The 25,772-nt window shown below is 70.1% G+C and carries 25 protein-coding genes and 3 pseudogenes; 10 read left to right on the top strand and 18 right to left on the bottom strand.

All coding sequences use genetic code 11. The annotated features are described in order from the left end of the window. From OG272_RS36630 to OG272_RS36610, 5 genes are all read right to left on the bottom strand, one after another. Positions 1-930, bottom strand: a complete 930-nt coding sequence (locus OG272_RS36630) for a pyridoxamine 5'-phosphate oxidase family protein (protein WP_326576039.1) — start codon at positions 928-930, stop codon at positions 1-3. Positions 931-1,232: 302 nt separating this feature from the next. Continuing rightward, positions 1,233-1,541 carry a DUF1876 domain-containing protein gene (locus OG272_RS36625; RefSeq protein ID WP_326576041.1) on the bottom strand — a complete coding sequence of 103 codons (309 nt, stop codon included), beginning with the start codon at positions 1,539-1,541 and terminating at the stop codon, positions 1,233-1,235. After that, a complete protein-coding gene (locus OG272_RS36620) occupies positions 1,541-2,953 on the bottom strand; it encodes a nicotinate phosphoribosyltransferase (RefSeq protein WP_405895525.1) in 1,413 nt (470 codons plus the stop codon). Before OG272_RS36620 ends, OG272_RS36625 begins: the two co-directional genes overlap by 1 nt. 45 nt (positions 2,954-2,998) lie before the next feature. After that, positions 2,999-3,613 carry a hypothetical protein gene (locus OG272_RS36615; RefSeq protein ID WP_326576045.1) on the bottom strand — a complete coding sequence of 205 codons (615 nt, stop codon included), beginning with the start codon at positions 3,611-3,613 and terminating at the stop codon, positions 2,999-3,001. A gap of 159 nt (positions 3,614-3,772) precedes the next feature. Beyond that, entirely contained in the window at positions 3,773-4,591 is an 819-nt protein-coding gene (locus tag OG272_RS36610; RefSeq protein WP_326576047.1) for a universal stress protein, read from the bottom strand. Between the two features lie 259 nt (positions 4,592-4,850). Between OG272_RS36610 and OG272_RS36605 the strand changes: the two are divergent. From OG272_RS36605 to OG272_RS36580, 6 genes and pseudogenes are all read left to right on the top strand, one after another. Next, positions 4,851-5,033 (top strand): annotated as a pseudogene (locus OG272_RS36605) (gluconate kinase); the annotation flags it as partial. A gap of 167 nt (positions 5,034-5,200) precedes the next feature. Next, on the top strand, positions 5,201-6,049 hold the full coding sequence (locus tag OG272_RS36600) for an alpha/beta hydrolase (protein ID WP_328224178.1): 849 nt from the start codon (positions 5,201-5,203) through the stop codon (positions 6,047-6,049). Beyond that, positions 6,042-6,899 (top strand): SDR family NAD(P)-dependent oxidoreductase, encoded by an 858-nt coding sequence (locus OG272_RS36595; protein WP_327727474.1) that lies wholly within the window; start codon positions 6,042-6,044, stop codon positions 6,897-6,899. The genes OG272_RS36600 and OG272_RS36595 overlap by 8 nt, the downstream gene beginning before the upstream one ends. 49 nt (positions 6,900-6,948) lie before the next feature. Next, a complete protein-coding gene (locus tag OG272_RS36590; RefSeq protein ID WP_405895524.1) occupies positions 6,949-8,511 on the top strand; it encodes a long-chain-fatty-acid--CoA ligase in 1,563 nt (520 codons plus the stop codon). 270 nt (positions 8,512-8,781) lie between these two features. Then, complete coding sequence (locus OG272_RS36585; protein WP_405895523.1) at positions 8,782-9,522, top strand: alpha/beta fold hydrolase; 741 nt, start codon at positions 8,782-8,784, stop codon at positions 9,520-9,522. A 291-nt stretch (positions 9,523-9,813) separates the two neighbouring features. Continuing rightward, positions 9,814-10,527 (top strand): AAA family ATPase, encoded by a 714-nt coding sequence (locus OG272_RS36580; RefSeq protein WP_326576062.1) that lies wholly within the window; start codon positions 9,814-9,816, stop codon positions 10,525-10,527. A 294-nt stretch (positions 10,528-10,821) separates the two neighbouring features. Here the strand turns inward: OG272_RS36580 and OG272_RS36575 are convergent, their stop codons facing one another. The 4 genes and pseudogenes from OG272_RS36575 to OG272_RS36560 all read right to left on the bottom strand — a co-directional run bounded on the left by OG272_RS36575 (position 10,822) and on the right by OG272_RS36560 (position 14,882). Further along, positions 10,822-11,883: an IS630 family transposase gene (locus tag OG272_RS36575; protein ID WP_405895522.1), complete on the bottom strand. Its 1,062-nt coding sequence runs from the start codon at positions 11,881-11,883 to the stop codon at positions 10,822-10,824. 114 nt (positions 11,884-11,997) lie between these two features. Next, positions 11,998-12,423 (bottom strand): ester cyclase, encoded by a 426-nt coding sequence (locus OG272_RS36570; RefSeq protein ID WP_326576067.1) that lies wholly within the window; start codon positions 12,421-12,423, stop codon positions 11,998-12,000. A 350-nt stretch (positions 12,424-12,773) separates the two neighbouring features. Further along, a pseudogene (locus OG272_RS36565) lies at positions 12,774-13,834 on the bottom strand (alkene reductase). Positions 13,835-14,090: 256 nt separating this feature from the next. Beyond that, positions 14,091-14,882, bottom strand: coding sequence for an SDR family oxidoreductase (locus OG272_RS36560; RefSeq protein WP_326576070.1), 792 nt, complete (start codon positions 14,880-14,882; stop codon positions 14,091-14,093). Between the two features lie 431 nt (positions 14,883-15,313). On the opposite strand from OG272_RS36560, the gene OG272_RS36555 reads away from it, so the two are divergent. After that, the gene (locus tag OG272_RS36555; RefSeq protein WP_405895521.1) at positions 15,314-16,519 is read left to right on the top strand and encodes an IS110 family transposase; all 1,206 of its coding nucleotides are present in this window, start codon (positions 15,314-15,316) and stop codon (positions 16,517-16,519) included. On the opposite strand, the gene OG272_RS36550 is transcribed toward OG272_RS36555, so the two are convergent. Further along, positions 16,512-16,997 (bottom strand): hypothetical protein, encoded by a 486-nt coding sequence (locus OG272_RS36550; RefSeq protein WP_405895520.1) that lies wholly within the window; start codon positions 16,995-16,997, stop codon positions 16,512-16,514. The genes OG272_RS36555 and OG272_RS36550 overlap by 8 nt on opposite strands. 572 nt (positions 16,998-17,569) lie before the next feature. Between OG272_RS36550 and OG272_RS36545 the strand changes: the two genes are divergently transcribed. Continuing rightward, on the top strand, positions 17,570-18,136 hold the full coding sequence (locus OG272_RS36545; protein ID WP_327727480.1) for a TetR family transcriptional regulator: 567 nt from the start codon (positions 17,570-17,572) through the stop codon (positions 18,134-18,136). Between the two features lie 463 nt (positions 18,137-18,599). On the opposite strand, the pseudogene OG272_RS36540 reads toward OG272_RS36545, so the two are convergent. The 8 genes and pseudogenes from OG272_RS36540 to OG272_RS36505 all read right to left on the bottom strand — a co-directional run. Next, positions 18,600-18,977, bottom strand: a pseudogene (locus tag OG272_RS36540) (aldo/keto reductase); the annotation flags it as partial. Positions 18,978-19,068: 91 nt separating this feature from the next. Then, positions 19,069-19,356: a hypothetical protein gene (locus OG272_RS36535; RefSeq protein WP_327727482.1), complete on the bottom strand. Its 288-nt coding sequence runs from the start codon at positions 19,354-19,356 to the stop codon at positions 19,069-19,071. 95 nt (positions 19,357-19,451) lie between these two features. Next, positions 19,452-19,619, bottom strand: a complete 168-nt coding sequence (locus OG272_RS36530) for a hypothetical protein (protein WP_327727483.1) — start codon at positions 19,617-19,619, stop codon at positions 19,452-19,454. Positions 19,620-19,741: 122 nt separating this feature from the next. After that, positions 19,742-20,440, bottom strand: coding sequence for a nitroreductase (locus OG272_RS36525; RefSeq protein WP_405895519.1), 699 nt, complete (start codon positions 20,438-20,440; stop codon positions 19,742-19,744). Between the two features lie 275 nt (positions 20,441-20,715). Next, positions 20,716-21,450: an NADPH-dependent F420 reductase gene (locus OG272_RS36520; protein ID WP_405895518.1), complete on the bottom strand. Its 735-nt coding sequence runs from the start codon at positions 21,448-21,450 to the stop codon at positions 20,716-20,718. 105 nt (positions 21,451-21,555) lie between these two features. Then, positions 21,556-22,149 carry a TetR/AcrR family transcriptional regulator gene (locus OG272_RS36515; RefSeq protein ID WP_405895517.1) on the bottom strand — a complete coding sequence of 198 codons (594 nt, stop codon included), beginning with the start codon at positions 22,147-22,149 and terminating at the stop codon, positions 21,556-21,558. A 262-nt stretch (positions 22,150-22,411) separates the two neighbouring features. Beyond that, positions 22,412-23,251 (bottom strand): helix-turn-helix transcriptional regulator, encoded by an 840-nt coding sequence (locus OG272_RS36510; RefSeq protein ID WP_405895516.1) that lies wholly within the window; start codon positions 23,249-23,251, stop codon positions 22,412-22,414. A gap of 304 nt (positions 23,252-23,555) precedes the next feature. After that, complete coding sequence (locus tag OG272_RS36505; protein ID WP_326576084.1) at positions 23,556-24,305, bottom strand: SDR family NAD(P)-dependent oxidoreductase; 750 nt, start codon at positions 24,303-24,305, stop codon at positions 23,556-23,558. A 148-nt stretch (positions 24,306-24,453) separates the two neighbouring features. On the opposite strand from OG272_RS36505, the gene OG272_RS36500 reads away from it, so the two are divergent. Both OG272_RS36500 and OG272_RS36495 read left to right on the top strand, forming a co-directional pair. Further along, positions 24,454-25,392 (top strand): ATP-binding protein, encoded by a 939-nt coding sequence (locus OG272_RS36500; RefSeq protein WP_405895515.1) that lies wholly within the window; start codon positions 24,454-24,456, stop codon positions 25,390-25,392. A gap of 12 nt (positions 25,393-25,404) precedes the next feature. Further along, positions 25,405-25,731 (top strand): rhodanese-like domain-containing protein, encoded by a 327-nt coding sequence (locus OG272_RS36495; protein WP_326576088.1) that lies wholly within the window; start codon positions 25,405-25,407, stop codon positions 25,729-25,731. Positions 25,732-25,772 lie beyond the last annotated feature (41 nt).

The following is a 25,772-nucleotide window of genomic DNA, read 5'->3' as shown; positions in this document are numbered from 1 at the left end:
TCACTGCTCGGCCGGAGTGATGCGCCGTCCGGTGACGCGCGTGGGCCGGATCGACACCCACATCTCGCGTTCGCCCCCTGCCCAGGGCGTGGTGTGGGCGTGATCGGTCAACTCGCGCACCGCGTCGGGATCGGTGACAGCCCGCGCGGGTCCGACGACGAGCACGCTCCAGCCCTGGCTCATGGCCTCGTCCACATGGTCGACCTCGAAGGCGACCTCCGATCCCACGGCCGCCGCCGGGACCGAGCCCGGCGCGGTCCGGAACGCGATCGCGTCGTCGACGACCTCGTAGTTCACCGGGACCACCGCCGGACCGTCCGATGTCGTGACCGCGACGCGTCCCACGCCGTGCGTGGACAGCAGGGACCGGCATTCGTCGGGGTCGAGGTCCCGCAGTCGGGGATGCAGCAGCGCCTCGCCCTGGCCGGGCGGCAGATCGACGCCACCCCCGCGCAGGGCGGCGAGGCTGGTGCCCAGCGCGTCGGCCAGGTTGATGAGACTGGCCGTGGTCGGGTCGGCCGGCTGTTCCTCGAGATAGGCCAGGTACTCCGGTGCCATTCTGGCGCGGCGGGCCGTCTCCTCCCGACTCAGGCCTCGGCGGGTGCGTTCGGTGGCGACGCGGCGGCCGATGTCACCGGGATTGGGCGGCCGGCCCGGCGGGGTCCCGCCGGGCCCTGCGCGACGCTGCCCGCCCGTCCGGTCCGTGGGGGGCCGGGAAGGCTCGTGAGCGCTCCCGGGCCTGTGCTCGATGTGACGGATGTGCGCGTCGGGCCCGGGGAAGACGAGCGTCACCTCGTCCGTGTCGGACCAGCGCACGTCGTAGGGAGGCGTTCCATCCTCGTGGTGGAGTCCGACAACCTCGCCGTCGCGCCTGGTGACGCCGGTGGCAGGGCTCTCGACCACGAGTTGATCGCCGAGTTGAGCTCGCATGATCGCCGCCGTTTCCTCAGAATGCCTGCTGTTCCCAACGTCCCACGCACGGCGTGCCACCGCACGGGATGAGGGCTCCGCCGATCCCCGTGGCCGCGCGGCCGGTCCGCCACCATCCGCGACGCCCTGCGCGTGCATGGCTCCAGACCCGCTCGGCACCCGGCCAACACCGCCCACCGGCTGTCTCCACCCGGAACGGAGAGGCGACATGCGGCGATCTGGACCACCCCATCGGCGTGGTGTCCGAGGCCGATCTGCTGCGCAGGTCCTCGGCCGGGACCTCCAGTCGGTGATCCACGTCATCATCCTTGTTGCTGCTCCGGCATCGGCCAGCCGGTCTCCGGGGGAGCCCACCCCTCGGTCGCACCGGCGCCCATGCCCTCGATGTCACGCTGCGCGGCACCCACCAGCTGCCGGCCGAGGTCGTGCATGGCCCTGCCCGCCGCCAGTTCGTCACCGATCTCCGGAACCTCCGTGTCCGCGGGGTTACGGTGGGCGGCCCCGTGCCCGGTGAGCTCCGTGGTGCCGGTGTTCAGCACCGCACGTGCCTTGGTCGTTCCCTCATCCTCGAAGAGGTGGAGGCGAACCTTCCATTCCACGGTATGTGCCATCACTTTCCTCCTCGTCCCGGTGCGGACCTCTGTGATCCGGACGCACTCCGCTCGTGGCTTCGCGGGTCCGCGGCCGCGGCCAGGAGCTCGCCCTCGATACGGCGCCGGACCTCGGCGGCGAGAGCGGTCAGCCGTGCGGACGTCGCCGCCCGTGGCGCGACGGGGGCCCGGATCCGGCGGGCCGCAGGAGGGAGCCCGGCCAGGTCCGCGGCGTATCTCTCGTCCCGCTCCGCCGGATCGGGGCGCCCGGCGGTGCGCTTCCCGTTCCGCATCACCGGCTCCAGCAACGGCAGGCCCCCGTCGGGGGGCGGCTCATCGCGGAGCCCGATCACGTCGGCGTATCCGGGGCGGCGGAACACCTGCTTCGCCCCGGGGGCGGTCACTTTGGCCGAGGAGAGCTTCATCACCGGCCGGCCGTCGTACTCGACCATCTTGTACGCGGAGTCGAGGTACGGGGCGTCGGCCGAGACTCCGACGCGGGTGCCGACGGCGTAGACGTCGATGGGGGCTCCGGAGCGGACCAGATCGTCCACGGAGTACTCGTCGAGGCCGCCGCTGGCGACGATCCGTACGTCCGGCAGTCCGGCCGCGTCGAGGAGGGCGCGGGCCCGTGACGCCAGGGCTCCGAGGTCGCCGCTGTCCAGCCGTACGGCCGAGCCGGGCCCACGGGCCGCCTGGTCGAGGTCTCGCAGCACCCGCGCCGCGACCCGGACCCCTGCCTCGGTGTCGTAGGTGTCGACCAGGAGCGTCAACGGCCCGGGGTGCGCGCGGGCGAAGGCGCGGAAGGCCGCCTCCTCCGTCCCGAACGCCTCGATGTAGGAGTGGGCCATCGTGCCGACGGCGGGCAGCCCCTCGGCGGTGGCCGCGGCGACGTTGCTCGTTCCGGCGAAGCCGACCATCCCGCTCAGCCGGGCGGCCTGGTAACCCGCCTGGGGGCCGTGGGTACGCCGCAGGGAGAAGTCCACCACCGGATGTCCTGCCGCTGCCAGAACGCACCGTGCGGCCTTCGAGGCGATCGTCGTCTGGTGGCTGACCTGGTTGAGCAGATAGGTCTCGACCAGCTGCGCCTGCGGAAGCGGAGCAGTCACCTCCAGCAGCGGCTCTCCGGCGAGCACGATCCGCCCCTCCGGGACCGCCCTCACCTGTCCGGTGAACTCCGTTCCGAGCAGCGGGGCCAGGTCGCGTGGCGGCCGGTGCAGTGCCGAGGCGAAGGCGTCGACGTCCTCGGCTCCGACCCGGAAGCCGGACAGGAAGTCCAGTGACGACTCCAGGCCCGCGGCCACCAGAAAACCCCGGCCCGGCGGCAGGTCGCGGACGAACAGGCTGAACGTCGCCGGGCCGCTCATCCCCTCCCGCAGGTACGACATCGCCATCGTGACCTCGTACAGATCAGTGGTCGTCGCCGAGGACATCCGCGTCACCTCCTCCTGGACACCGGCAGGGCGCCACGAGCTCGTTCACCTTCCGAACCGTGCGGACCACTGGGGCTCCACCAAGTCCCACTCGGTGTCCCACCGTGCGTACCGACTGCGGTCCAGCGCCAGACGCATGCTCTTTCGCGCGGCGACGAGGACGACGTACACACCGACCGCCGTCATGCCGCCCATCACCCAGCCGGTGGCCTGCGCGTCGCCCGCGGACATCGGCGGAGCCTTGACGGTTCCTTCCCGGTCGACCCAGATCCGCAGGGTGGAGCGCTCGGCCTCGTCCTGCGACACATAGGCTGTTCCCGTCCGCCGCTCGCCGTCTTCGCCCGTCCAGCTGAGCCGCACCTTCTGCTTCTCGTCCGCGGCGCTGACCCGTGCCGCGTCGGGGTCCGGGGTCAGCCGGGCGGTGACCTGGTGCCGCTCCGCGGTCTGGGCCTGGACGGCACGCGTCGCGGACCCGTACGCCGCCAGCCCCGCGCTCACCGAAGCCATCGGCAGTCCGAGGACGAGCACGAGCAGCAGGAATCCGGACCACCAGGCTTCGATCCGGTCGGTCGTACGCCGCAGCGGGTTCGCGCCCCTGGGCAGGTGCTCGTGGTCCGGCCGGCGGGGGTCGGATGCGTGCGGCGAGTCCTGTGCACTCATGCTCTGGCCTCCAGCTGTCGCTGCTGGTGCGTCCCCCCACCACCTCTGCCTCGCCCACCACCTTCCAACGACGACACCTCCCGGTCACGGGGCCGAAGGTCCCCGGTGACCGACCACTCGGCCCACCCGGCACGTACGCCGGTCAGACCCGTACGCCGGTCAGATCTGCGGAACGACCGCGACAGGGCACGGGGCGTGATGCAGCACGGCGTGGTTGACCAGGCCCAGCTGCAAGCCGACGTGCCCGTGTCGCCTGCGGGCGCCGACGACGAGCAGATCGGCGTCGGACGCCGCGTCCAGGAGCGCCTGCCGGGCCGGGCCCTCGACCACCTCGCTGCTCACCGGAACGTCCCTGTACCGCCGCGCGGAATCGCCCAGTGCGTCGGCCAGCACCTGCGCAGGCGCGCGGTCGAGGGCGCGGAGGGCGTATCCGGACAGGCCCGGCGGCCCGGGGTTTCCGACCGGGACACTCCAGGCGTGCACCGCCACGAGCCGACAGCGCCGTGCGTGGGCCTCGCGGAACGCGAACCGCACGGCGGTGCCACTGCCCTCCCCGTCCTCGACGCCGACGACAACCCTCCCGAACCGGCCGTTCCGGTGCTCCGCCCCGCCGCGCACCACGATGACCGGGCAGTCGGCATGGGCGGCCACAGCCAGGCTGACCGAACCCAGCAGCAGCCCGGCGAGGTCCCCGAGCCCTCTGGAGCCGAGTACCAGCGCGAAGGCGTTGCGCCCGCTGACCACCAGGGCGGACGCCGCGTCCTCGGACAGGACCTCGCTCGACAGCCGTACCGCGGGGGCACTCTTCCTCGCTCGCTCCGAGGCGACGGCGACCGGGTCGGGCGCCGCCTGCTCCGCCGCGGCCGCGTGCAGGAGATGGAGCGGCAGCTCGTGCCGGAGTGCCTCGTCGGCGGCCCAGTCCACCGCCTCAAGGCTCGCCTCCGACCCGTCGATGCCGACCACCAGGGGAACCTCCACCGCTCACGCCTCCTCCTGCCGGACCTCACGCCCGTGCGTGCGCCGCCGTTTCGCGGGCCACCTGCGCCCGGAGAGATCTGCGGTACTCCTCGACGGAGAAGCGCCGTGCCCGGCGCGCCGACGGACGGGGTCGGCAGTGGTCCGAGCGTCGGCAAACGCTCACCGCCCTTCCAGCTTCTTACGAGATGGAGACAGTCGCCATGGAAGGAGCGCGAACCGTCGGAACCGTCGGACTCGACGGGCCACCGCCACGGACGCGACCGAGCCCGTCGTCGTCATGCGCCGCATGCCCGACGAGCGCCGCCTCTCCCGACTCGTACGGGCGGGCGCGGACATCGACGACGCCCTGCGCGGCGTCGCCCGGCTGCTCGCCGCCCACCACGCGGACGCGCCCCGCGGCCGGGAGGCGGACGAGCAGGCGACCCGCGACGCGCCGGCCTCGCACTGCGGAGGACTTCTCCTGCCTCGACGACGGCCCGCGCGTCCTGGACTGTCCGGGGTGCAGAGCCCTTGTCGCCACCCATTCCGGCGTGTATACATTACAATCGTAAGACGAACGACCGTAATACTACAGAGCCGCGGTCCTCGCGCCGTATCCGGTGAGGTCAGATGAAGACGACAAAGAGCATGAAGTGGATCCACACGCCCACGCGCACGATCGACGTCGGCGGGGTGCCGTTCGCCTACCGCGAACTCGGTCCGACCGGTGGTGTTCCGGTGGTGTTCCTGCACCACCTGATGGCCGTCCTCGACGACTGGGACCCGAGGATCATCGACGGCATCGCCGCCCGCCGCCGGGTGATCGCGTTCGACAACCGCGGGGTCGGCGCGTCGGGAGGATCCGTGCCGCCCGACGTCGCGGACATGGGCCGCGACGCCGTGGCCTTCATCCGTGCGAGGGGACTCGAGAAGGTCGACCTGCTCGGATTCTCGCTCGGCGGCGGAGTCGCACAGATGGTCGCCCTGCAGGCACCCGAGCTCGTGCGCCGGATCATCCTGGCCGGGACCGGTCCCCGCGGAGGCGGCGGCATCAAGGAGATCAACAAGGTCGCGGTCCGTGCGTACGTCAAGTCCGCGCTCACCCTGAAGGACGCCAGGACGTTCCTGTTCTTCCCGCGCGACGCCGAGGGCAGGCGGGCCGCGAAGGACTACCTCGCCCGGCTCAAGGAACGTACTCAGAATCGCGACGAGAAGATCTCCCTGCAGGCTCGACGCGCGCAGCTGAAGGCCATCCGCGCGGCCGGACTGCACGCACCCGACGACCTCTCGGTGATCACCCAGCCGGTCTTCGTCGCCAACGGTGACAACGACCTCATGGTCGCGAGCAGCAACTCGGCCGACATGGCCCGCCGGATCCCGAACGCCCGATTGAAGATCTACCCGAACTCCGGGCACGGCGGCGTGTTCCAGCACCACCGGGAGTTCGTCCCTGAGGCTCTGGAGTTCCTCGATGACTGAGAGATCCGACCGGTCGATCGCCGGGAAGGTCGCCCTCGTGACGGGCGGCGGCCGGGGCCTGGGCGCGGCGACCGCGCGGTCCCTGACCGCCGCGGGTGCCCGGGTCTTCGTGATCGATCTGCACCGCCCGGCCGCGGGCGAGGCGATCGACGAGCGGGTCACCCACCTGGTCGGCGATGTGACCGACCTCGGCGACATGACCCGAGCGGTCGAGACCGTCGTCAGGGACGCCGGCCGCCTGGACATCGTGATCGCGAACGCGGGTGTACTCGGGCGGGGCGTGACCCTCCGGGCGTCATCGGCTTCGGTGGTCGACCGACTCTTCGACGTGAACGTCGGTGGTGCGCTCAACACGGTCCGTGCCGCCCTTCCGGGCCTCATCGAGAACCGTGGTCGGCTCGTACTGATCTCGTCGGTGTTCGCCTTCGTCAACGGGGCCGGCGCCATCCCGTACGCGATGAGCAAGGCAGCGGTCGAGCAGCTTGGCCGTGGACTGCGGGTCGAACTCGCCGCTCATGGTGTCAGCGTCACGACCGCGTACTTCGCGGTGATCAACACGGACATGACCCGGCAGGGCCTCGACGAGGATCCAGTGGCCCAGGCGCTGCTCGGCACCCAACCGAGGTTCCTGCGCAAGCGCATCAGCCCCGAGCAAGCGGCGGCAGCCATCGTCGAGGGCCTGTGTCGCCGGGACGTGCGGGTGTTTCGTCCGCGCAGATGGACGGTGGTCTCGAAGGTCCGCGGCATCATCGCACCCGGGATGGACTCCGGCCTGGCGCGGGATCGCACCGTCCAGAACATCCTCGGACACCTCGACGCGCGTGCGGGCGAGGACTTCCTGACCACCTGATGTCAGGACCGGCACGGAGCCCCGACTACGCACGGACCAGGAGCCATTGATGACGCGTTCGACCCGGAACGTGTCCGGACTGCTGACCCGCACCGCGTCGGGACACCCCGCGCGTACGGCGATCGTCTTCGGTGGCGATCGGATCTCCTACGCGGAACTCGACGCGGCGTCGAACCGGGTGGCGAACCTGCTGATCGAGCGCGGCGTTCGCCCTGGCGAGAAGGTCGCCCTGTCCTGCACGAACAGCCCGCAGTTCACGACGATCTACTTCGGGATCCTCAAGGCCGGCGCGGTCGTCGTGCCGTTGAACGTGCTCCTCAAGGCGCGGGAGATCGCCTACCACCTCAACGACTGCGAAGCGACGGCGTACTTCGCCGTCGAAGGCAGTCCGGAGCTCCCGATCGGGCGCGAGGCATGGTCGGCCTTTCAGGCCGCCGGTCGGGCCGCTCACTTCTTCCTCATCGGCAGCGGTACGTTGGTGGACGGCGTCACCCCGGACCAGGTCCATGCCGCCGCTGTCGCCGGGCAGCCGGAGACGTCCGAGACGGTCGAGCGGGCCGACGACGACACCGCGGTCATCCTCTACACGTCCGGTACCACCGGGCAGCCCAAGGGCGCGGAACTCAGACACCGGAACGTGTACGACATCGCCCGAGCCGGTGTCCAGCTCTTCGCGTCGGACCCTGCGACGCCCGACGTCTACCTGTGCGTCCTTCCGCTCTTCCACGCCTTCGGCCAGATGGTCATCCAGAACGGCGCCATCGGGTTCGGCAGCACACTCGTCCTGCAGGCGAGGTTCTCCGCCCGAGAGGCGCTGGATCTCATGCTCGACCATGCCGTGACGTTCTTCGGCGGCGTACCGACCATGTACTGGGGCCTGCTCGAGGCACTCGACGACAGCGTCGACGTCGCCCGGCTGGCCGCCAACCTGCGCATCGCCGTGTCGGGTGGTTCCGCGCTGCCCGCGAAGATCCATCAAGAGTTCAAGGAACGTTTCGGTGTGACGATCCTCGAGGGCTACGGGCTCTCGGAGACGGCGGCGATCGCGTCGTTCGCCAGGTACGGCGAGGAGCCCCGCGTCGGATCGATCGGCCTGCCCATCGCCGGGGTCCGGATGAAGCTCATCAACGATGACTGGTCGGACGTGGCAGACGACCCCGGCGCGGTCGGGGAGATCGCGATCAAGGGCTACAACATCATGAAGGGCTACTACGAGCGCCCCGAGGCCACCTCGGAGGCCATCGACCAGGGATGGTTCCGCACCGGAGATCTGGCTCGCAAGGACGCCGACGGCTTCTACTTCATCGTCGACCGGTCCAAGGACATGATCATTCGCGGCGGGTTCAACGTCTACCCGCGCGAGCTCGAGGAGGTGCTCATGGAGCACCCCGCGGTCTCCTTGGTCGCCGTCATCGGAGTTCCGCACCGGAGTCACGGGGAAGAGATCAAGGCCGTCGTCGTCAGGAAGGCCGGCGACAGGACGACTGAGGCCGAGCTGACAGCCTGGGGAAAAGAGCAATTCGCGGGCTACAAGTACCCGCGCATCGTCGAGTTCGTCGACGCCCTGCCCATGACCGCCACCGGGAAGATCCTCAAGCGCGAACTGTCCTAGAAAGCAGGGCCGTCTCCGGCGCCACGGATTCCCTGCGCACGGCCCGCGCTCGCGGCTGCCACCCAGTCGCGTCGGTCGCCGGTCCACGGCTCCGAGGACGGGCTCCGTGCCTACCCGCACCTCGCCCACGGCGACGACGACGTCCTGCACACCCTCCGCGAGCCGTGGCCGACCGGGCTGGTCCTCAACCGGGCCAACGCCTCCACCGCCACCGCCACCCGCGCCAAGGACATCGAAGACGGCATCGCCGACATCGTCACCGTCGGCTTGGTGAGCGGCTTCCGCGGGACCATCGACTGGTGGGACCCGGAGTTCCTGGACCTCCTGGCCGCCGACCACGACGTGATCCTGTTCGACAACATCGGGATCGGCTACACGCCCGGCGAACCACGCGACTCCGTCGAAGGATTCGCCGACGGCGCCATCGAATTCATCGAGGCCCTCGGCCTGGCGCAGGCCGATCTGCTCGGCTGGTCCATGGGCGGTTTCGTGGCCCAGCACGTGACGCTGCGGCGGCCCGACCTCGTCCGCAGACTGGTCGTGGCGGGCAGCAGTCCCGGCCGGGTGCCCGGGGCGCAGCCCTTGCCCGAGAAGGTGCAGGGCATCATGGCCAAGCCCGACGCCGACGCGGACGACATGCTCTACCTGTTCTACCCCGAGACCGACGCGGGCCGCGCCGCCGGGGTCGAACACCTCACCAAGGTCTCGACACGCCTGGCCGCCGGGGGCCCCGCGGTGTCCGAGACAGCGGCGACGCGCCAACGCGAGGCCATCGGCAAGTACATGGCGGTTCCGTTCGAGCAGGTACGGGCGAACCTGGAGACCATCAAGCAGCCCGTCCTCTACGCCAACGGCGTCCACGACGTGATGGCCCCCGCCCTGGCCTCCTACGTCGCCGTCCAGCACCTCGACTCGGCCACCCTGGTCCTCTACAGCGACGCCGGCCACGCCTTCCTCTTCCAGCACGTCAAGGCCTTCACCACCGAGGTGTCCAACTTCCTCGCCAACTGACCTCGCCAACTGCACGCCGACCGAAACGTCGGCACGCGACTCGGGCGGCAGAGCGCTGACACGGGATCAGAGGCACCTACTGACCGTGCGAACCGACCGTGAGAAATCAAGGGATTACGTTCGGTCCGGCGCCGCGAGCGTGCAGAGTTCAGCTGGGCGCTGAGAGCACCTCCTCGCAACGCATGGGAACGGCTGCGTGACCGATCGGAGCCCGGGCGACAACGAGCGCGAGGTACTGACGCCGGCTACACGGTGCACGTACGCTTTCCGAGTCCAGGTGACACTGGTTGCGTGATTGTCGAACGCGCGTATGCCCATCTCCCCTCGTACGACGAGGAAACCTGGCCTTGGTCGGTGCCCTGCGTCCGACAACTGCTCAACGAAGGGCTGCGGTTCACCGCACCGGTGACCTTTCTGGTCGGTGAGAACGGCTCGGGGAAGTCGACCCTGGTCGAGGCGCTGGCGGAGGGGTTCGGACTGGACTCCTACGGCGGCTCCCACGACTGGCGCTACGCCTCCCCGCGCGGCAGGTCGACCCTCGGCGAGCGTATGAAATTCGACGCCGCCTCGGGGCGCGGGCGCCGTATGGCCACCAGCTGGGCGGCCCGCAAGGGCTTCTTCCTGCGGGCCGAGACCGCGCTGGACGCCCTGGACAGGGAGGGGTTCTCGCCGGACTCGGTCAGCCATGGTGAGGGCTTTCTCGCGGCGTTCCGCGGGAAGTTCCTACACGCCGGGCTCTATGTTCTCGACGAGCCGGAGGCAGCGCTCTCCTTCTCCTCGTGCCTCGAACTGATCGGGCACATCGACCGGTTGGCCAAGGAGGGCGGCCAGGTCATCTGTGCCACGCACTCACCCTTGCTGACCGCACTGCCGGGCGCGGACATCATCGAGGTCGGTGAGCACGGTATGCGGAGGGTCGCCTGGCGGGAGCTCGGCGTCGTGGATCACTGGCGCCGCTATCTCGCCGACCCGCAGGCCTATCTGCGGCACATCGTCGAACCGTGAGGAATGGTCAATAGGTGTGGTCCGTCGCTGCGGGGTGTTGTGATCGGGTACGACGCCCCCAGGCTCGAGCGCCTGTACGGCGATGCCGTCCGCCCCGGCGCCCCGCCCGCCACCGAGGCACCCTCCCGGTCGCCGGCACCAGCACCGCCTCGCATCCCTCCGGGTCCATCCGCATCAGGGCCCGGGCCCACGCCTCCACCCGCTCCGCTTCCAGTGGCAGCACCGGGAGCGACACCCAAGGCCGCGTCTCCGGCGGACCTGCAGCAGCCGGGGCCGCCGCCACTCCAGACGGAGCTAGTGTTCCAAGTCGGGAATTCTGTTCAGATAACTGGCGAGGCGTTCGAGGATCTCGTCTGCGGTCTTCGTCCAGACGTAGGGCTTCGGGTCGGTGTTCCAGGCGGCGATCCAGTTGCGGATGTCCTTCTCCAGGGCTTGGACGGACCTGTGAACGCCGCGCCGTATCTGCTTGTTGGTCAGTTCGGCGAACCATCGCTCGACGAGGTTCAGCCAGGACGAGCCGGTCGGTGTGAAGTGCAGGTGGAAGCGGGGGTGGGCCAGCAGCCACTTCTTGATGGCGGGGGTCTTGTGGGTGGCGTAGTTGTCGCAGATGAGGTGGACATCCAGGTCGGCGGGCACCTCTTTGTCGAGCTTGGTGAGGAACTTCTTGAACTCCTCAGCCCGATGTCTGCGGTGCAGGGAGCCGATCACTTTGCCGGTGGCGACCTCGAGGGCGGCGAACAGGGTGGTGGTGCCGGCGCGGACGTGGTCGTGGGTCACCCGCTCGGGAACCCCGGGCATCATTGGCAGCACGGGCTGGGATCGGTCCAGGGCCTGGATCTGCGACTTCTCGTCGGCGCAGAACACCAGGGCCCGCTCGGGCGGGTCCAGGTAAAGGCCGACGACATCGTGGACCTTGTCGACGAAGTACGGATCGGTCGACAGTTTGAAGGTCTCCGACCGGTGCGGCTGCAGGCCGAAGGCCCGCCAGATCCGTGAAACCGACGACTGCGAGAGGCCCGTCTCCTTCGCCATCGACCGCGTCGACCAGTGCGTTGCGCTCTTCGGAGTGGATTCCAGCGTCTTGGTGACTACCGCGGCAACCTGCTCGTCCGTCACGGTCCTTGGGCCGCCCGGACGCGGCATGTCACCCAGACCGGCGATCCGGTACTGCACGAACCGGGCCCGCCAGCGGCCCACCGCATGGGGTGTGGAACCGAGCTGAGCAGCCACGTCCTTGTTCGAGGCGCCCTCGGCGCAGGCCAGGATGATCCGACACCGCAACGCCCATGCCTGCGGCGTGGAACGTCGCCGCACCCACTCCTCGAGTGCGGCCCGTTCTTCGTCCGACAGTGTCAACTCGGCCTACGCCCGCCCCGTCCGTGCCATGGAGCAAGCCTATACATCTGAACAGAATTCCCGACTCAGAACACCTAGGCATACAGCTCGATATCCCTAAAACAAATGCCTTTCTCAGGACTGCAGCTGGGCGAAGAGTGTCGCCAGGTCGATGAGGCCCCAGTGGTCGGTGAGCTTCCCGTCGGCCACCTTGAACATGCGAACCTCCAGCACCTTGATCGATCGGCCGGTGGCGGGTGTGCCGTTGAAGGGCCCGGTGTTCGTGCCGGTGAGGACGAAGGTGATCGCGAACCAATCGTCCTCGGCGACGACACGGACCGGCGTGGCCGCGAAGTCGGGGACCGCGACGAGGAACGACGCCAGCACCGCGCGGGCCTCCTCGACGCCGGTGGTGGTGCCGTCGGCGGCGTGGTTGCGGAAGTCCGGCGCGTACAGGGCGAACAGGGTGTCGAGGTCACGCAGGTTGACGCGCCTGACGTATTCATCGGCAAGTCGATGCAAGTCGGTGGTGGACGTCTGGGTCTCGTTCGAGGAAGACATGTGCTTCTCCAATGTGGACGGAGCGGCTCCGCCCTGGTGATGGACAGCGGAATCGGGTCGAATCATGAGGTGCCCCGGGTCACCATCGGCTCCGGGCCCAGGGGCGCTCGGCGGTGATGATCGGTAGTCGGATCAGGCGGCACTTCGCCGATAGGTGACGCCTTCCGGCTCCCGGGCGGTGAGATGGACGCCCTCCACCCGGGTGCGGGTCGCATCCGGCTCGGACTCGGGAATCACCAGTCCGGGCATAAAGTCCGCGAATGTTCAGCGGCAGTGTGCTCAGACAGGTGGTACCTCCATGGGGCCGTCTGGGCATACCGGCCCGCCGGGACCGGTATGGCCGGGGTTTGTCAGGCGGTGAGGGTGGGGTAGTCGGTGTAGCCGGCCTCGCCGCCGCCGTAGAAGGTGGCGGGGTCGGGGGTGTTGAGGGGGGCGCCGGTGCGTACGCGCTCGACCAGGTCGGGGTTGGCGAGTGCCATCGTGCCGACGGTGACGATGTCGGCGATGCCGTCTTCGACGTCCTTGGCGCGGGTGGCGATGTCGGTGCCGGCCCGGTTGAGAACCAAGGTGGTCGGCCACAACTTGCGCAGGGTGTGCAGGGGTTCGTCGTCGCCGCCGTGGACGATGTGCAGGTAGGCGAGGTCGAGCGGGGCGAGGGCGCGCACGAGTGCCGGGTACAGCTCGTGGGTGTCGCTCTCCGCGATGTCGTTGAACGGGTTGCCGGGAGAGATCCGGAAGCCGGTGCGGCCGGCGCCGATCTCCTCGGCCACGGCGGTGGCGACCTCGACGGCGAAGCGGATGCGGTTGTCGAGGGAGCCGCCGTAACGGTCGGTGCGCCGGTTGGTGTTGGTGGCGAGGAACTGATGCACGAGGTAGCCGTTGGCGCCGTGGATCTCGACGCCGTCGGCGCCGGCCGCGATGGCGGCCGCCGCGGCGCGCCGGTAGTCCTCGACCGTCGCGGCGACCTCCTCGGTGGACAGCTCACGCGGTACCGGCATCTCCTGAGGGCCGGACGGGGTGAACATGGTGCCCGCCGGCTGGACCGGGGAGGGGGCGACCGGCTGCCGGTGGTGGGGGTGTTGTCGGGGTGGGACATCCGTCCGGCGTGCATGAGCTGGATGACGATGCGTCCGTCGGCCTCGTGCACGGCGTCGGTGACCTTGCGCCACCCGGCGACGTGTTCCTCGGAGTAGATGCCGGGGGTGAGCAGGTAGCCCTGGCCGTCGGCGTTGGGCTGGGTGCCCTCGGTGATGATGAGGGCGTGCGAGGCACGCTGGGCGTAGTACTCGGCGTTCAGCTCGGTGGGTATGCCTTCCGGTGTGGACCGGTCCCGCGTCAGGGGCGCCATCGCCAGCCGGTGCGGCAGGGAGATCTCCCCGGCGACGATCGGGTTCCACAGGGCGTTCGACATGGATGTTTCCTCAAAATAAAGGGTGAGTGGGGGCTGCGGGGTGGCGGGCTGCCGCGAGTTCCGCGTACGCGGTGACCGGGCTGTCGCGCGCATGACCGCCGCCAGTTGCAGTGCCGGGACCTGGCTGCTTGTACGGGCGAGGGGAGGAGGTCGAGCGTGTCGGTCCTCCCCCACGCCGGAGGACGCATCGGTCGTCGTGTGCGCCAGCGGTCGTGGTTGCCACAAAGGGACTCCCGCACCGGAGTCGGAGCGGCGGTCAGCCGCGGTAGCGATCGGCCGGGACGCGCTGCGACAGGTTCGGGACGAGCGTCTGACGCGCCTTCTCGAACGACTCCCAGTCGCTGATCTGGGGCAGGGACGGGATGGTGACGGGCTCCCCGGCGTCGAGGCCGGCGAGCGCCGCGTCGACGGCGTCGTCCGCGCTCATGATCCACTCGTCGGGGAACGCCCCGAGGTCGGCGCCGGAGCCGTCCCAGAACTCCGTGCGGACAGCGCCCGGCAGCACGGCCTGCACCACGACGGGGCTCTCGGCGAGTTCCTGCTGCAGGGCCTGGGTGAACGTCAGCACGTAGCTCTTGGTGCCGCTGTAGACGGCGCTGACGGGCAGGATGTTGAGAGCCAGGGCAGAGGAGATGTTCACGACGGTGCCGCGCCCGCGGGCCGTCAGGCCCGGCAGGACCGCGGTGGTCAGCCTGGTCAGCGAGGTCACGTTGAGGTTGATCAGCGCCTCGGAGGCCGCGGCGTCGGAGGTTGCCAGCGGGGTGAACAGCCCCCCGCCGGCATTGTTGATCAGCACCTCGATGCTCTCGTCGGTCCGCAGACGCTCCTCGACCACGGAGATCTGCGCCGCGTCGGTGAGATCGGCGGTGACGACATCCACTGCGCGGCCCGTGCGGCTGCGGATGTCCGACGCCAGCGTTTCCAGCCGCGCGGCGTTCCGGGCCACCAGGATCAGGTCGTAGCCCCGGTCGGCAAGCCGCTGCGCGTAGGCGCTGCCCAGGCCGGCGGACGCACCGGTGACAACGGCGCTCTTGTTCTGCGTGGTCATGGGGGATCTCATTTCTGGTCTGGCGAAGAAGCAGGGGGCCAAAGCGTTGGCCTCGCTTTAGATTACGATAGATATCTAAAGCGATCCAGTCAACGGCCCCGACGCCGGCAGTCACCGCCCACGGCCGGAGACTGCTCGACATGCACGCGGGTCACAGGGCCGGCGGCCGATCAGCTTCGGACGGAGCCCCCCCCCATTACCGTCTTCCTCGGCCCCGCAATGGGGTTCCTGGCCTCTGGGCCCGGCATGACTGCTCCCCCCTGTTGATCATGATCTGGGGGGTGGTGTCACCGGTGCCCGGAGGCACTGGCAGACCGCTGATTAGGGGCATGACCACCGGTTCTTCTGGGACTTGGGAGGCTCTTCGTAATGTGGATGCCGGCAGCTGGTGCCGCAGGTGAGGCCGGGACGGGTACGACCGGAGAGTGCACGTGATCGACATCAGTGAAATCGGCGTCTTCCTCGGCCTGGACGTCGGCAAAGGCGAACACCACGCCACCGCCCTGACCCCAGTCGGGAAGAAGGCGTTCGACAAGCGGCTGCCCAACAGCGAACCGAAACTGCGCGAGGTCTTCGCCAAGCTGCAGGCCAAGCACGGCACCGTGCTCGTGGTCGTCGACCAGCCCGCCTCGATCGGAGCTCTGCCGCTCGCCGTGGCCCGCGACGCGGGCTGCAAGGTCGCCTATCTGCCCGGCCTGACGATGCGGCGGATCGCTGACCTCTACCCCGGCGAGGCGAAGACCGACGCTCGCGACGCGTTCATCATCGCGGACGCCGCCCGCGCGATGCCGCACACCCTGCGCGCCATCGACGTCGAAGACGAGACCATCGCAGAGCTGGAGATGATCGTCGGCTTCGACGACGACCTGGCCGGCGAAGCCACCCGCATTTCCAACCGGCTCCGCGGTCTGCTCACCCAGATCCACCCCAGTCTGGAACGGGTCCTGGGCCCACGCGTCCAGCACCCGGCCGTGCTGCTGATGCTCGAACGGTTCGGCTCTCCGGCCCAGTTGAGGAAGGCCGGACGCCGCAGGCTGGTCGGCCTGATACGGGCCAAGGCCCCGCGGATGGCCGAGCGTCTGGTCGACGACGTCTTCACCGCGCTGGACGAGCAGACGGTCGTCGTCCCCGGCACCGACGCAGCCGCACTCATAGTCCCCAGCCTCTCCGGACAGCTGAAAACTGTCCTTGACCAGCGCAAGCTCCTCGCCACCAGGATCGAGGAGCTGTTGGAGGCTCACCCTCTTTCGAAGGTCCTGATTTCGATGCCCGGCATCGGCGTCAGGACCGGAGCCCGCATCCTCATCGACGTCGGTGACGGCACCAACTTCCCCACCGCCGCCCACCTGGCCTCCTACGCGGGCCTGGCTCCTGCGACCAGGAGTTCGGGATCGTCCATCCGCGGTGAACAGCCTTCCCGACGCGGCAACAAACAGCTGAAGCGGGCCTTCTTCCTGTCCGCGTTCGCCGCCCTCGCGGACCCGGCATCGAGGGCCTACTACGACAAGAAAATCGCCCAGGGCAAGCACCACACCCAGGCCTTGCTCTGCCTCGCCCGCCGTCGGGCCGACGTGCTCTTTGCGATGCTCCGCGACGGCACCTTCTACGAACCGCAGCCAGCGGCCGTGGTCAACTGACCGGCGGTTCAGCCAAGAGAACGACCCGATCGGCTTCCACATCGAACCCGAGCACCGGATGCCCGCAGTCGCCCTCCGGATCCATCAGCACCGGCTTGGCCAGCCGTCGCCCGATCGCCCGCAGAAAGCCGCAGAACACATCGAGTCGCTCCTGGCCCTGCAGCTCCCGCAGATCAACGTCGAAGTCGATCTCCTCCGCCGCATGGAAGCGGAAGATCGCCAGCACATCGGCTGTCGGCCAAACTCGCAGGTCCGGGCACTCGGCATCAGCCGGGCGGGACAACACTGCTTCCGCCCGGGGCATCGGCATCACAACCTCGCCCTCGGAGTACTGGCACTTCCAGCCACTCGCCCTGATCAGGTCGAGGACCGCCTGCCAGTCCTCCACCGAGGCGTCAGGGACACGCACGTCCGGCAGCGACCCCATCTCATCAAGGTCGAAGAAGTACTCGACGTCATCCCACAACAGATCAGACACCCCGCCATGCTGCCCGGCATCGATCCTCAACGCAGCCCGATTTCCTTGACGAAACCCATAGGCCCCCCCGGGCGCAGGGTCACCGTGGACGGTTTCGCGAACCGCCCTCACGACGAACGCGCGGGTACGGCGAACGACACCTCCACGGAGACGCGCATGGCGCACACGTGCCGAGCACAACGCGACCGACCGCCTCCAACCGGAGCGCCGGATCATCTCCGGCCCTGGGGGCGAGCGGCGCGGTCTTCGCCTCGACAGCCCCTCGGCAGCCCCGGCTCGCCAGCGAATACGATCAGGCGCCCAGGGATGGGGCCACCTGTCACCCAGAGGCCGAACAGACTCCGTCGACCGCCAGGCACGCGCTCCACGAGATTCGCATCGGCGCCTTCTCGCAACCGCCGCACTCCGGAACGGATACGTGACACGGCCGCAAGCCGCTTCCGGTGCGGGCCCACGAGCCCCTCGCCTCGCGACAGCAAGAAAGGGCCGTGCCGAAAGAGGGCGCTGCGGCCGCCCGCCCGCACTTCGCATACGATAGATGCAGTTTACTATCTAACGTGGGCGGGTGAGTGATGAGTCGCGTTTCGCAAGCACAAGCGCTCGAGAACCGTAGGCGCGCGGTCGCCGCGGCCTCCCAGCTCTTCCGGGAGCGCGGCGTGAACGGCATCAGCGTCGCCGACCTGATGAAGTCCATCGGGCTGACCACTGGCGGCTTCTACAAGCAGTTCTCCTCCAAGGAGGCCCTGGTGGCCGAGGCGGCCCAAGCCGCTTTCGGGGACCTTGACCTGCTCCTGGCGTCGTTCGATACGGCCCAGGGCGATCACGACACCGCGCGCGGCGCCCTCGTCGACTTCTACCTGTCGGCCGAGCACCGTGACCAGCCCGGCACCGGTTGTCCCACCGCGGGATTCGCAGGGGACATGGCTCGCGAGCCCGTAGCCGGGGAGGTGCGGGAAACGTACGCGGCCGGAGTCGAGGCATTCGCCGCGTGGCTGTCCACCGACGCCGACGACGGCCTTCCCATGGTGGCCACCCTGGTCGGAGCGATCCTGCTCGCCCGGGCCACCGCGGGCACCGAACTGTCGGAGAAGATCATGGAGTCGACCCACAAAGCCCTGACCGCACCACACAGGCCTTGACCCGGAACCCTGGACACGGGCTGTGCGGCTGGCGCCAAGGCCACGTGGTCAAGCGGTGTTGGTCACCGGAGGCCACCTGCCCCCGGGTGGATCCGCCATGCGGGAGCCCCAGTGGCCCAATTCGCGAAAGTACGGGCGGACCGTGCCGATCATGTGACGCGCCGGGCGTCCGCACCTGGGACAGGGAGTTGCTGAGCACGGTCCAGGAAAGCAGCAGGTCAGTGGCGGTTTTTTGCCTCTGCTTCCCATGCGTCAGGCGCCTGGAGCGTCAAACGAGCGTCAGCCGACCACATCCCTCGGGACGCAGTCCGGCAGTCGCTCCTCGCCGTCGGTCAGTAGCGGTCGCCCTGCGGCACGGGCAGAGCGGCCGGCTCGGCAGCGCTCAGGCGGATGTCGGCCACGACGGCGTTGTCGGTCAGGTACTTCGGAGTCTTGGTGCCGAGGGATGGGCACGACGTACGAAGGTGGCGAACCGGCCGGTGAGGAAGCCCTTGCCGAGCGGTGAGTTCGGCAGGAAGGCGATGCCCTGTTCCCGGCAGTACGGCAGTACGGCAGTACGGCAGTACGTCGACCGTCCACTCCCTCGTCCACAGGGAGAGTTCGGACGGCACGGAGGTCACCGGATACACGGCCTGAGCCCGCTCGATCTGTTCCACGTGGCCTCGGACAGGCCGATGTGACGGGCCTTGCCCGCGGCGACGGTCTCCGCCAGGGCGTCCCAGGTCTCCTCGACCGGGACCGTGGGGTCGACGCGGTGCAGCTGGTAGAGGTCGACGTGGTCGGTGCCGAGCCGGCGCAGGCTCTCGTCGATCGACCTGGGTACGTGCTCGGGGCGCCCCTCCGCGAACGGGCAGCCGCAAGGGTAGTTGGCGCCACAGGTCGCGGTGCCGGACGGCTGGACGGCTGGACGGCGATGGGCTGCGTGGTGGTGGTCATGACCGGGCCGGCTTCGTGAGGCGCGGGTCGAGGCCGTACTGCTCGTGGGCGCCGAGGTTCTCGCGCAGGGTGGGGCCTTCGTAGTCGTCGTGGAACAGGCCGCGTTCCCGCAGGATCGGGACGACCTTGTCGACGAAGGAGTCGAAGCCGTCGTGGTAGCTGTCGATGGCGATCGAGAAACCGTCGCAGGCCCCTGCCTCGAACCACTGCTGCATGTGGTCGGCCACGTCGGCGGCGGTGCCGGCGACCACCGGGTGGTAGTCGATGACGCCGTGGGCGAGCACGTCGCGCAGGGTCCAGCCTTCCCGGGCCACTTCGAGGGCGCGGGCGGAGCGCGGGTCGTGCGGGCTGGGTATGGCGTCGGCGAGCTGGTCCGCGGTCAGGGGCTCGTCGAGCTCTGGGCGGGGCCGAGCGGGAGACCGATCATGGCGCCGAGGTAGCGGACGCGTTGGTCCAGGTCGACGACCTCGTCCAGGAAGCGGCGCCGCTGAAGGGCGGCCTGGCGGGAGGGGACGATGGTCGGCATGAAGCCGGCGAGCATCTTCACCTCGTCCGGGTCGCGTCCGGCGCGCTCGGCGGCGTCCCGCAGAGCCTGGCGCTGGGCCCGGGCGTCCTCGATGGTGTGACGGCCCGGGCCCAGGCGCCGGACGGTTCCTGCGGGCGGAGGAACTACGGCCGGTCGAGGACTCCTGAGGTGTCATGCAGGACCACGCTCCGCTGCAGCGGAACCCGCTCCGTGCGGAGCGTGTTCACCGGCGCCGCCGGGTCGGCCATGCCGAAGGAGATGCCGAACAGCAGCTTGAGCTCCGCGGGGACACCCAGGAACTCGCGGACGGTGTCGGCGTAGACGCCGAGTACGGTCTGCGGGATGCCGGCCAGCCCCCGGGCCGCCAGCGAGAGCAGGAAGTTCTGCGCGTACATGCCGATGTCGCCGGCCGTCCGCACCCCGTCGCCTAGCGCCGGCATGAACAGGAACGCGGCATGGGGAGCGCCGTAGAACTCCAGGTTCTCGCGGACCGCCGCCCTCCTGCCGTCCCGGTCCGAGCGCTCGACGCCCCGGGCCCGGTAGACACTCGCGCCCAGGGCCTGCGACCGCTCGAGGTAGAGGCCCTCGCCGTAGCCGTCGGTGAAATCCGGGGAGGTCCGCCCCTCCTCCTCGGCCCGGAGCAGCTCTTTGGCCAGGGCGTCCCGCGCCGCACCCGAGACGACGTGCACCGTCCACGGCTGGGTGTTGCTGTTCGACGGGGCCGTCTGTGCGTCTTCCAGCACGCCGCGGATGTCCGAAGGGGACAGGGCGGTGGGCAGGAACCGCCGGGGGGAGCGTCGGGAGCGTGCGATGTCGGTGAAGGATGATGCGGTGCCGGGCAAGGCGGTTCCTCTCCACGGCGCGCAGTCCCGCCACGGCGGCCGCGGCACAGCGCGGTACGGCAGGCCGTGCGACGAGGCAGCCGACGTCAGGGCCGGGTGCGGACGCACCCTTGCGGGTACCGGCAGGCATGCGGATGCTCGCAGGCAGCGGCGTGCCGAGACTGCGGGTCGCAGCGCGGGGGACTGCGCGCTCTTCGTGTTCGTCCTGTGTGTTCGTGGCGTGCCGGCGCTGCCGCCCTCGTGCCGTTGCGTGCACGAGAGCCGCGGTGGGTGACTCAGCGGTGGGCGGCGCGGTTCATCTCTACGACGTCCTCCAGGGTGGCCGTGGCCGGGAGGGCGGCGAAGCGTTCTGGGAGGCTGTCGCGGATGCCGGCGTCCTTGACGCGGTCGGCCGCGGCCAGGGCCGCCGGCAGTTCGTCGAGGGTCAGTTCGGTGCAGTAGGCGGGGCTGTTCGGCTGCTGGCGCCACGAGTCGGCCAGCGTGCCGGCGTCGTAGGGATCGAAGCCGGTGTCGTCCACGAGCCGCATGGCCACGCGCCGCGCCTCCGCGGAGTCGCCGGCGACGGGGATGGCGAGGCGGCCGGGCGTTCCGGCCGGGACGCCCCGGGTCCGCTGGGTCTCTGCCAGGGCGGCGTTCCACGCCTTGACCACGGGGCGCCCCAGCTGCTCCGCGTTCCACACGCTGTCGACCTCGCCGTTGTCCACGGCTTCGATGTGCCCGTAGAGGTGCGGGTAGTAGTTCGCGGTGTCGATGACCACCGTCTCGGCGGGGACCGAGGCGAACAGGCCGGCCAGCTTCCCCGCCACCCCGAAGGGGATGGCCAGGACGATGACGTCCCGGCCCTGGACGGCGTCGGCGAGCTCCGCCGCGCGGGCCCCGGACTCCAGCACCTCCGCCCGGACGGCCTCGGGGCCGCGGGCGTCGGCCACCTGGACGTCGTGACCGGCCGTACTGAGCTTGGCGGCGAGGTTCCCGCCGATGGCACCGGATCCTATGACGGTAATTTTCATGATTTATCCCTTGAGAGGTTGCGCCGCCCCTGAGGGCAGCACGATGTGATGGCCGTGTGGTGGTCCCGCCTCGCGTTGCGGGGGCGGGGCGGGGTGCCTGGCGGATTACGCCTGGGTGTCCCGCTGGCGGTAGCCGCTCGCGATGAGCGTGCGGAGCCGGTCGAGCGGCTCCTCCTCGGTACCGGTGCCCTTGATCCAGGCAACGGAACAGGCCGCGAGGAACAGGTCGTGGCCCCGCACCGACGCGCGCACGCGCCCCGCGAGCTGGGCGGCTCGCACGTACTGATCGGTGGCGGTGATGAGGATGTCGCAGGGAATCGTGAGCGGGTTGTCCGGCTCCTGCGCCCGAGCCGCGGCCATGAGCGGGTCGGGCAGACCGCTGAAGGCGCTGAAGTACTCCTCCATCGCCCGCAGCCACTGGTCCAGCGCCTCGGCGGGGTCGCCGAGTTGCTCGATGTCCGCCTGGCGGGCGACCAGTTCCTCGGAGCGCGTCTGCAGCACAGCCGCCAGCAGCGCCTCCCGGGTGGGGAAGTGCCGGTACAGGGTGCCGGGCCCGACGCCCGCCTCCTTGGCCACCGCCTCGAGGGAGGTGCCGACCCCGTGCTGCAGAAAGTGACGCTGCGCGGTCTCCAGGAGGGCAGCGCGGTTGCGCTGGACGTCCGCGCGGGGCTTGCGTCCCCGCTGCTCACCGGCGCTCATTGCACCCTCCTGCCTGCCGCGATCCTGCGGCCGCATCAAAACGGATGCTGCCTCCGTACGTATTCGAGAGTAAAACGGAGGCAGCGTCCGGTCAAATGGGCGGCCTGAGCGCGGAGCCCGGACATCGCAGGGGGCCGACATATTCGGCCGTAGAGCGCAGGGCAAAAGCCGTGCGGGCTGCACCATCCCAGAGTGCCCTTGTCCGGCCACTCCCGCGCCGACCCCGGCCCAGTCCCCAGTCCCCAGTCCCCGACCCAGGACGTCAGGGCGTGAGCTGCTGGTGCCCTATAACGGAGAGCAGTTCGAGTTTGCTGTGGCTCTCCGTGCCGGGGCGGGCGGTCAGCACCACCAGGGTCTGGGCGCGGTTCTCGGTGTACAGGACCTGGGCGTCGACCTCGATGCGGCCGAGTTCGGGATGGAGGATGATCTCGCAGTCGTCGTAGCTCTGTGCGACCTCCTGAAGTTCCCACATGCGGACGAACTCGGGGCTGTGCTGCTGGAGTTCGGCGAGGATCCGGGCGGCTCGGGGGGTGTCGCTGCCGGCTGTCAGCGCGGCCCGCAGGCGTGCCGCCTGGGCGCGGCCGTGGCGTTCGCGGGTCTCCTCGGGAACCATCAGGCGCTCGGCCGGGTCCATGAACCAGCGGTAGTAGCCGCTGCGGGCCAGACCGGTGTGGCGGGTCTGGTCGCCGAGCAGTGCGACGGCCACGGGGTTCATCGCGAGGGTGTCGAGCAGGTCGGTCTGCACCAGGGCCGGGGAGTCGTCCAGGCGGTCCAGGACCCGCAGCAGCGTCGGGCTGACATGTTCGGAGCGGTGGAAGCGGGCCGGGGCGTTGTGGCCGATGAGGACGAAGAGATGGTCGCGTTCGTCCAGGGTCAGCCGCAGTGCCCGGGCGAGAGCGGCGGTGATCTGGACGGAGGGCTGCGGAGCACGCTGCTGTTCCAGCCGGGCGTAGTAGTCGGTGGACATGCCGGCGAGCTGAGCGACCTCCTCGCGGCGCAGCCCCTGCGTACGCCGGCGTGGCCCCTCGACCAGCCCGACGTCGCGGGGCAGCAGCGCCTCACGCCGATGTCGCAGGAATTCCGCCAGCTCCTTCTTGTCCATGCCGTCCATCCTCGCCGCATCCCGCCCGGCTATCCAGAGACCGCCGATCCATGGCTGAGCTCTCCTCTCTCACTCCTGCGAAGCCGCGCGCACGGCCGACGCCGAGGGCGCCCGACGTTTTGGACGGGCCCCGGGCCCCGGGCCTCGTCGCCCGGCCCGGCCGACACGACGATGTCCGCCGTGTCGGCCGGGCGCTCGCGTACCCGTGTCGGCACCCGGGACGGAGCCGACCGCCTCCAGTGCGACGACCGGGGCGAAGCCGAAGACGCTTCCCTACCGTTCCGCGTCGGTCACTACAGGTCGGTCAGCTGCTGCTGATCATGGCGAGGACGTCGTCGTAGGAGCCGGTGGCCTGCGCGTCGCGGATGAACCTGGCGCGCTCGACGACGATCTCCTTCGCGTCGGGCTTCTCGCGCAGCAGGTCGAGGGCCTCGGTGAGGAAGTCGTCCAACGGCATGGACTGTTCGCTGTCCTGCTGGCCCATCAGGGTCGTGCGCACGCCAGGCGGGGCCATCTCGATCACCTGGACGCCGGCGTCGGCACCGGCGAGCTGGATGCGCAGGCTCTCGGAGAACGAGTGCAGCGCTGCCTTCGTCGCACTGTAGGTCGGGGTGATCGGGTACGGCACGAACGCCAGCGCGGAGGTGACGTTCATGACGACCGCGTCGTCCTTGCCCACCAGCAGCGGCAGGAAGGCGTACGTCATCCGGATCGTGCCGAGCAGATTGGTCGCGACGTGATCCTCGGCGACCCGGAGTCCGGCCGGGTCGAGGAGGTTCTCCTGAAGCATGATGCCAGCGTTGTTGACCAGGACGTTCAGCCCCGGGTGGCTCGCCGCCACGGTCTCACGGGCCCGGGCGATCGAATCGGGGTCCGCGACATCGAGGACGAGCGCGTCGATGCCCGGGTGCTCGGCCGTGATCTCGTCGAGGAGTTCCTTGCGCCGGCCGGCGACGATCACCTTGTTGCCGGCCTCCTGCAGCCGCAGGGCCAGACCGAGGCCGATGCCCGAGGTGCCGCCGGTGATCAGGATCGTGTTGCCGGTCATCTTCATGGGGTCCTGCTCCTTCGGTACGGCGGGCCGGTGAGCGCCCGCGGCCTCGACCGTAGGGGCGCCCGCGCAGGGGCGGGAGAGGACGGTTCATCCATGGACCGGCGGTCTCTGGCTGAGCCGTAGCAGACGCCACAACCGGTCAGCTCCCGTGGTCCGGGTCGCGTCGACCGCCCGTGCGCTGGCCGCCGGGGACCGCAGCGCACGGGCCCGGATCGACGCACCCGGTGAACTGGGCGACCTCGCCCGCGCCTTCGACGCCATGGCCGACGACGTCGGCCATGGCGAGCAGGCCCGCCACCGGCTCGCCGCGGACGTCGCCCACGAACTGCGTACGCCCCTGACCTCGTTGCAGGCGGGGCTCGAGGAACTGCGCGACGGCTACGCCGACCCGTCGGCCGAGCGCCTGGCCTCGCTGCACGACCAGGCCCTGCGGCTGGGCCGCATCGTCGACGACCTCGGGGAACCGGCGGAGGCCGAGTCGGCCCGGCTGTCCCTGCACCTGGCCGAGGTGGATCTGACCGCCCTGGCCGTCGCCGCCGTGGCCGAGCGCGCAGCCGAGCTGCGCACGGCGGGGCTGACCGTACGCACCGTACCCGGCCCCGCCGCCCTGCTGGTCCGCACGGACGCCGACCGGCTGCACCAGACCCTCGGCAACCTGCTGAGCAACGCCGCCCGCCACTGCCGTCCCGGCGACACCGTCACGGTCACCACCTCCGCCACGCCCTTCGAGGCGCTCGTCGAGGTGGCGGACACCGGTCCGGGCATCCCCGCCGTAGAGCTGCCGCATGTCTTCGACCGTCCGTGGCGTGGGGCCCGCGCTCGTTCCGCGGGCGGCAACGGCATCGGTCTGGCCGTGGTCAAGGAGCTGGTCACGGCCCACGGCGGCACGGTCACCGCGGACTCCGGACCAGGCGGCGGGACGCGCTTGACCCTCCGGCTGCCCAGGTCGCGCCCCACGGGTCACGGCTCGTTCCCGGCCCTGGCGTCGAGCCGTGACTTGCCTCCCGGGCAAATACCCCTAGGGGTATTTGACGCTCCCCCCGGCCCGCCGTACTCTCGGCAGAGAGATACCCCCGGGGGTAATTGAGGAGGCAACCAAGTGGCTCGTGAAGTGACACAGGAAGCGTTCGCGGTGGCCTGGGCCGACGGCGCGCTCGTGGTCGACGTCCGGGAAGCGGACGAGTACGCCGCCGGACACGTGCCGGGCGCGCGGCTGATGGCGCTGCGCACCGTGCCCGCGCGGTGCGGTGAACTGCCCACCAACCGGCCGGTGTACGTGATCTGCGCCAGCGGCAACCGCAGCAGGAGTGCCTCCGACTGGATGAACTCCTACGGCATCGACGCCTACTCCGTGGCCGGCGGCACCTCCGCCTGGGCCCGCGCCGGGCGTCCGGTCGCGGCCGGTTCGCACGAGCACGCCGCCTGACCCCGTCCGACACCCGTACACCGGCCAGCCGGGAAGGAGCA

Source organism: Streptomyces sp. NBC_00104, from assembly GCF_045160825.1.
In the GTDB taxonomy this organism is placed as follows: domain Bacteria; phylum Actinomycetota; class Actinomycetes; order Streptomycetales; family Streptomycetaceae; genus Streptomyces.
This window is presented reverse-complemented; position numbering and strand designations above follow the sequence as displayed.

Bases quoted from the DNA above. Each gene is read 5' to 3' on its own strand.
- OG272_RS36625 (WP_326576041.1), bottom strand. From the start codon at position 1,541: ATGGCACATACCGTGGAATGGAAGGTTCGCCTCCACCTCTTCGAGGAT.
- OG272_RS36595 (WP_327727474.1), top strand. From the start codon at position 6,042: ATGACTGAGAGATCCGACCGGTCGATCGCCGGGAAGGTCGCCCTCGTG.
- OG272_RS36620 (WP_405895525.1), bottom strand. From the start codon at position 2,953: ATGTCCTCGGCGACGACCACTGATCTGTACGAGGTCACGATGGCGATG.
- OG272_RS36615 (WP_326576045.1), bottom strand. From the start codon at position 3,613: ATGAGTGCACAGGACTCGCCGCACGCATCCGACCCCCGCCGGCCGGAC.
- OG272_RS36520 (WP_405895518.1), bottom strand. From the start codon at position 21,450: ATGAAAATTACCGTCATAGGATCCGGTGCCATCGGCGGGAACCTCGCC.
- OG272_RS36510 (WP_405895516.1), bottom strand. From the start codon at position 23,251: ATGGACAAGAAGGAGCTGGCGGAATTCCTGCGACATCGGCGTGAGGCG.
- OG272_RS36545 (WP_327727480.1), top strand. From the start codon at position 17,570: ATGAGTCGCGTTTCGCAAGCACAAGCGCTCGAGAACCGTAGGCGCGCG.
- OG272_RS36600 (WP_328224178.1), top strand. From the start codon at position 5,201: ATGAAGACGACAAAGAGCATGAAGTGGATCCACACGCCCACGCGCACG.
- OG272_RS36570 (WP_326576067.1), bottom strand. From the start codon at position 12,423: ATGTCTTCCTCGAACGAGACCCAGACGTCCACCACCGACTTGCATCGA.
- OG272_RS36590 (WP_405895524.1), top strand. From the start codon at position 6,949: ATGACGCGTTCGACCCGGAACGTGTCCGGACTGCTGACCCGCACCGCG.
- OG272_RS36515 (WP_405895517.1), bottom strand. From the start codon at position 22,149: ATGAGCGCCGGTGAGCAGCGGGGACGCAAGCCCCGCGCGGACGTCCAG.
- OG272_RS36505 (WP_326576084.1), bottom strand. From the start codon at position 24,305: ATGAAGATGACCGGCAACACGATCCTGATCACCGGCGGCACCTCGGGC.
- OG272_RS36560 (WP_326576070.1), bottom strand. From the start codon at position 14,882: ATGACCACGCAGAACAAGAGCGCCGTTGTCACCGGTGCGTCCGCCGGC.
- OG272_RS36630 (WP_326576039.1), bottom strand. From the start codon at position 930: ATGCGAGCTCAACTCGGCGATCAACTCGTGGTCGAGAGCCCTGCCACC.